General features: G+C 71.5%; 4 protein-coding genes. 3 read left to right on the top strand and 1 reads right to left on the bottom strand.

The genetic code is table 11. From position 1 onward, the window contains the following. Positions 1 to 1217 (top strand): FUSC family protein (locus tag GKQ77_RS28365; RefSeq protein WP_219691787.1); only part of this gene is annotated, 1217 nt, incomplete at its 5' end. Between the two features lie 88 nt (positions 1218 to 1305). Here the strand turns inward: GKQ77_RS28365 and snpA are convergent. After that, positions 1306 to 1980: a snapalysin gene (gene snpA / locus GKQ77_RS28370; protein ID WP_219691788.1), complete on the bottom strand. Its 675-nt coding sequence runs from the start codon at positions 1978 to 1980 to the stop codon at positions 1306 to 1308. A 221-nt stretch (positions 1981 to 2201) separates the two neighbouring features. On the opposite strand from snpA, the gene GKQ77_RS28375 reads away from it, so the two are divergent. Together GKQ77_RS28375 and GKQ77_RS28380 are read left to right on the top strand one after the other, a co-directional pair. Then, positions 2202 to 3176 (top strand): LysR family transcriptional regulator, encoded by a 975-nt coding sequence (locus GKQ77_RS28375; RefSeq protein WP_219691789.1) that lies wholly within the window; start codon positions 2202 to 2204, stop codon positions 3174 to 3176. 184 nt (positions 3177 to 3360) lie between these two features. Next, positions 3361 to 4371, top strand: a complete 1011-nt coding sequence (locus tag GKQ77_RS28380) for a hypothetical protein (protein ID WP_219691790.1) — start codon at positions 3361 to 3363, stop codon at positions 4369 to 4371. The last annotated feature ends 22 nt before the right edge of the window (positions 4372 to 4393 follow it).

The following is a 4393-nucleotide window of genomic DNA, read 5'->3' on the forward strand; positions in this document are numbered from 1 at the left end:
CCCGTACCGCCGCCCACCTCACCGCCCGCCACGCCCGCGCACGCCTCCCCTCCGAGGTCCCGGCGGCGGTACGGGCCCTCGCGGAGGCCGTGGAGCGGGGCGGGCAGGGCGCCGCGCGCGTCCCGGCGCCCGGGGACGAGCCCGGCGACCACGCGGCACGCGCCCTCGACCACGCCGTCCGGCACGCGACGGAGACCCTGAACGACGCCGACCCGCTCGGCGTCATCGAGAGCGAGGACCGCCTCGGCCGTCCCGCCGCACTGCGGGTCCGGGCCCGGCGCGCCACCCGCAACGTCGTGCTCTCCGGCACGTCCTGGCGCTACGGCCTGCGACTCGCGCTCTGCATCGGCATCGCGCAGGCCCTGGTCTCGCTGATCGACGTGCCGAGGTCGTACTGGGTGGCCCTCACCGTCACCTTCGTGCTCAAACCCGACTTCGGCTCGGTCTTCTCCCGCGCCGTCCTGCGGGCGCTCGGCACCGCCGCGGGCCTGGTCGTCGCGGCCGCCGTCCTCGCGGAGGTGCCGCACGGCTGGTGGGACGTGCCGGTGATGATGCTGCTCGCCCCGCTCATCCCCGCGCTCACCACGCGCGGCTACGGCTACCAGACCGCGGCGATCACGCCGGTCATCCTGCTGCTCTCCGACATCCTCAACCAGCAGGGGCTCGGCCTGGTCGTGCCGCGCCTCGTCGACAGTCTCATCGGCTGCGCCATCGCGCTCGTCGCGGGGTATCTGCTCTGGCCAGAGAGCTGGGGGACACGGATCGGCGACCGGCTCGCGGACGCGGTCGCGGACACCGCCGGGTACGTGGAGTGCGCGTTCGGCGCCACCGCGGGACCGGCCGCCCGGGCGCGCCTGCGCCGCCGCCTCTACCGCGATCTGTCGGTGATCCGCTCCGAGTTCCAGCGGGCCCTGACCGAGCCGCCGCCGACCGGCACGCGGGCCACGGCGTGGTGGCCGCTGGTCGTCGCGGTCGAACGCATCCTGGACGCGACGACCGCGGCACGGGTCCGTATCCGGCACGGCGCCGAGCCCCCCGCGCCGGACGAGGTGGCCGAAGTGGCGAGCGAGCTGAGGGAGCTGGCGACGGGCCTGCGGGCATCCGCGACCCTAGAAGAGGTCCGCTCCCACTTCACGGTGGGCCCAAAGGAAAGCGTCCTGGAGCCCCTGCGCCAGGAGGTAGCGGCAGCAAGAGCCATCGCAACCCCGCAGCCATAGCGCCCCGAGGGGTGGCGCCCCGTAAGGGGCGCGGGGAACTGCGCGCCCAGCCACATAGGACCCGCAGCTCCCCGCCCACCACACCCAATCACCCCACCTTGTGCAACGCCTTCGCCAGCCCGTTGGCCCAAAGCTGCTCGACCTTGGCCCGCTCGGCCGCATCCGGCTGCGCGTTGGTGCAGGAGGGCCCCGGCCCGCCCCCGGACATCAGCTGGCTGCAAGGCCCGTCGTACGTGTCCGGCAGCCCCAGCACGTGCCCCGTCTCATGCGTGGTGACGCGAGTCGAGTCGTACTCCTTGTTCTGGGCGTAGTCCAGGAAGATGTACCCCTTGCCGTGCCCGTCGGTGCTCGCGTACGAGCCGCGCGAGTCGTTGCCCTCGCGGTAGGAGAAGCTGGCGCCGGAAGTGCCCTGCTGGAGCTTGACGTTGGAGACCGCGGCGTTCCATATGGACGTGGAACCGGCTATCTGCCGGGCGAAGGTGGGGGCTCCGGACGCGTCGTAGACGACGGTCACGGACTTCGCACCGGGGTTGGCGGCCCGCTTCTCGGCGACGGCCTTGACTACGGCGTCGAAGAACGCCTTGTTGGCCTTGGCCTCCCGCGCCGAACCCTCGTACGAGGCATACGAGGCGTACGAACTGGAAGCGGACGGCGCTGACGGCGTGGGCGCCAGCGGGGCCGCCGAGGCAACCGTGGAGGTCACGCCGAGTCCGGCGACGGTGAGACCGAGGACCGCCGCGACGGACAGGTATCGCTTGCTCATGTGTGGGGGGCTCCCTACTCGTTCAACCGACCGTGGGGGGTCGATGAAAGGTGAACTTTTCGGTGGCTGTGAGTCTCGGGGAGCACGGGACGCGTGGGGATGATGGCAACTCGCGATAGCCCGGGGCTATCACCCGGCCCCCCGGTCTGCCCAGAACGGCTGGTTCTCATGGGGCTTGGGCGTCTGGTGCGACGGCCGTACCGGCTCTACGCTCATCGACCATGGAGCTCGAGGTCAGGCACCTCCGCGCGTTGTGCGCCATCGCCGACACCGGCAGCCTGCACAAGGCGGCGCGTCAGCTCGGCATGAGCCAGCCGTCGTTGACGACCCAGCTGCGGCGCATCGAGAACGCGCTCGGCGGCCGCCTCTTCGACCGCGAGCGCACCGGCTGCCGCCCCACACCGCTCGGCCGGGTCGTCCTCAGCAGGGCCCGCCCGCTGGTCACCGAGATGCGGGCCCTGGTGGCCGAGACCAGGGCGGCCGCCGCCCGCGCGAGCGACGGCCCGAGGCTGCGCATCGGCTCCACGGCGAGCCGCGCCATACCGGGCTGGCTGCGCAGGCTGCGGGTGCGCCTGCCCGGCACCGAGATCTCGCTCCAGATGGACGTGTCCGCCAACGCGCTGCTGCGCATGGTGGCGGCGGCACAGCTCGATGTCGCGTTCGTGCACGAGGTCGAGGGCAGCCCGCTGCGGCTGCCGGAGTCACTGCGAAGACGGGTGCTGCTCGACCGCGAACCGCAGTTCGTCTCCCTCGCCGCCGACCATCCGGCGGCGGCACGTCCTGTCGTGCGGCTCGGCGACCTCGCGGACGACCGCTGGATGGTCGACCCCACCGTGGACGGCGAGTGGGACGGCCTGCGCCGCATCCTGACTGCCGCCGGGCTCAACCCCCCTGTCCTGCACGGCGATTACCTCACCGGGGCGTCCCTCGTCGCGACCGGCGAGGTCGTCACGCTCTGCCAGCCGACCTCGCGGGGCCGCGCCGACATGGCCGTACGCCCCCTCTTCGGCGACCCGCTCGGCGTACGGCTCCTGGTGGCGGCCCGTACGGAGGACGAGCTGAACGCGGTCTACGGCGAACTGGAGGCCGCCTACTGGGAGGCGGCGCGGCAGTCCTCCGCCTACACGGAGTGGCTGCTGCGGGCCGGCGACCCCCGGGGCGCGGCCGGCGGGACCTTGGTCCCCGCCACCCGGTGACCTTCGGCCACACTCCCTCTGACCTGCACTTTCGCCTGCTTTACGGTACTGCGTCACGGCATGAGGCCACTTGTTACATTCCCTACGGATGACGCACACATGGCGCCCGTAACTTCATGGCTGTCGCCGCCGCAAAGGGGCACAAAGACGGACAGCTCGAACGACCAGCAACGAGGGGCCACCCATGCGCGCCACCCGCCGTACCTTCCGTACCGCCGCCATCGCCACCGGAGCCATCGCCGCTCTCGCCGTCCCGGCCACGGCCGCCTTCGCATCGGACGCCCCGTCTCCCTCGCAGGGCCAGGTCACCACGGATGACCAGGGAACCAAGGACCAGGCAACCAAGGACCAGACGAAGCCGGACGACACCAAGACGGACGACACGAAGACGGACGACAGCACCAAGACGGACGAGAACAAGAAGCCGGACGACACCAAGAAGGACGAAGAGAAGAAGGAAGAGAAGAAGGACGACGCGGAGAAGGACACCGACACGACGCCCAAGCCCGGCAGCTGGGAGTCGAAGGGCACCACGGACCTCGGCAACGGCTGGTCCGCGAAGGTCCAGGTCAACGTCTCCGCCCGCACCGCCAAGGCCACCCTCACCCTGAACGGCGCGGCCAAGGGCTCGCTCACCGCATACGAGAAGGCGGCGCGCACCACCGTCGACGGCAACACCTTCACCCTGACGCCCGACGGCACCATCAGCATGAAGGCCAAGCCGGTCCCGCCGAAGCCGGTGCACGACAAGCGCGTCCACAAGGCGACCGTCAAGCTGGCCGACGGCTCCGTCGCCAAGATCTACAAGCTCGGCCCGCACCACTACCAGGCCGACATCTTCGCCCACGGCAGCAGGCTCGACACCCTCGACGCCAACGGCAAGGCCGCCTACGGCCAGAACAACGGCCTGCACGTCGTCCTCAACCCCGACGGCACGATCAAGTCCTGGGTCGAGGGCAAGAACCACCACGACAAGAACCACCACAACAACGGCACGAAGCCGCAGCCGGTGAAGCCTCAGCCCAAGAACGGCTCCCACCAGGTCGTCCCGAAGGGCGGCGTCAAGGCGGGCGCCGAGGGCGTCACCGCGGGCTCCTCCGAGGACGCCCCGCTGATCGCCGCGGGCAGCGGCATGGCCGCCCTCGGCGCGGGCGGCCTCGGCTTCGCGCTCTACCGCCGCAGGCAGAACGGCTGAGCGGTTCCCCCCGGTACGAGGG

The sequence above is a fragment of the Streptomyces anatolicus genome (genome assembly GCF_019400875.1).
In the GTDB taxonomy this organism is placed as follows: Bacteria; Actinomycetota; Actinomycetes; order Streptomycetales; family Streptomycetaceae; genus Streptomyces; species Streptomyces anatolicus.

What these genes read in the sequence shown, in the direction of transcription:
- snpA (WP_219691788.1), bottom strand. Translation starts at nt 1,980, where the DNA reads ATGAGCAAGCGATACCTGTCCGTCGCGGCGGTCCTCGGTCTCACCGTC.
- GKQ77_RS28380 (WP_219691790.1), top strand. Translation starts at nt 3,361, where the DNA reads ATGCGCGCCACCCGCCGTACCTTCCGTACCGCCGCCATCGCCACCGGA.
- GKQ77_RS28375 (WP_219691789.1), top strand. Translation starts at nt 2,202, where the DNA reads ATGGAGCTCGAGGTCAGGCACCTCCGCGCGTTGTGCGCCATCGCCGAC.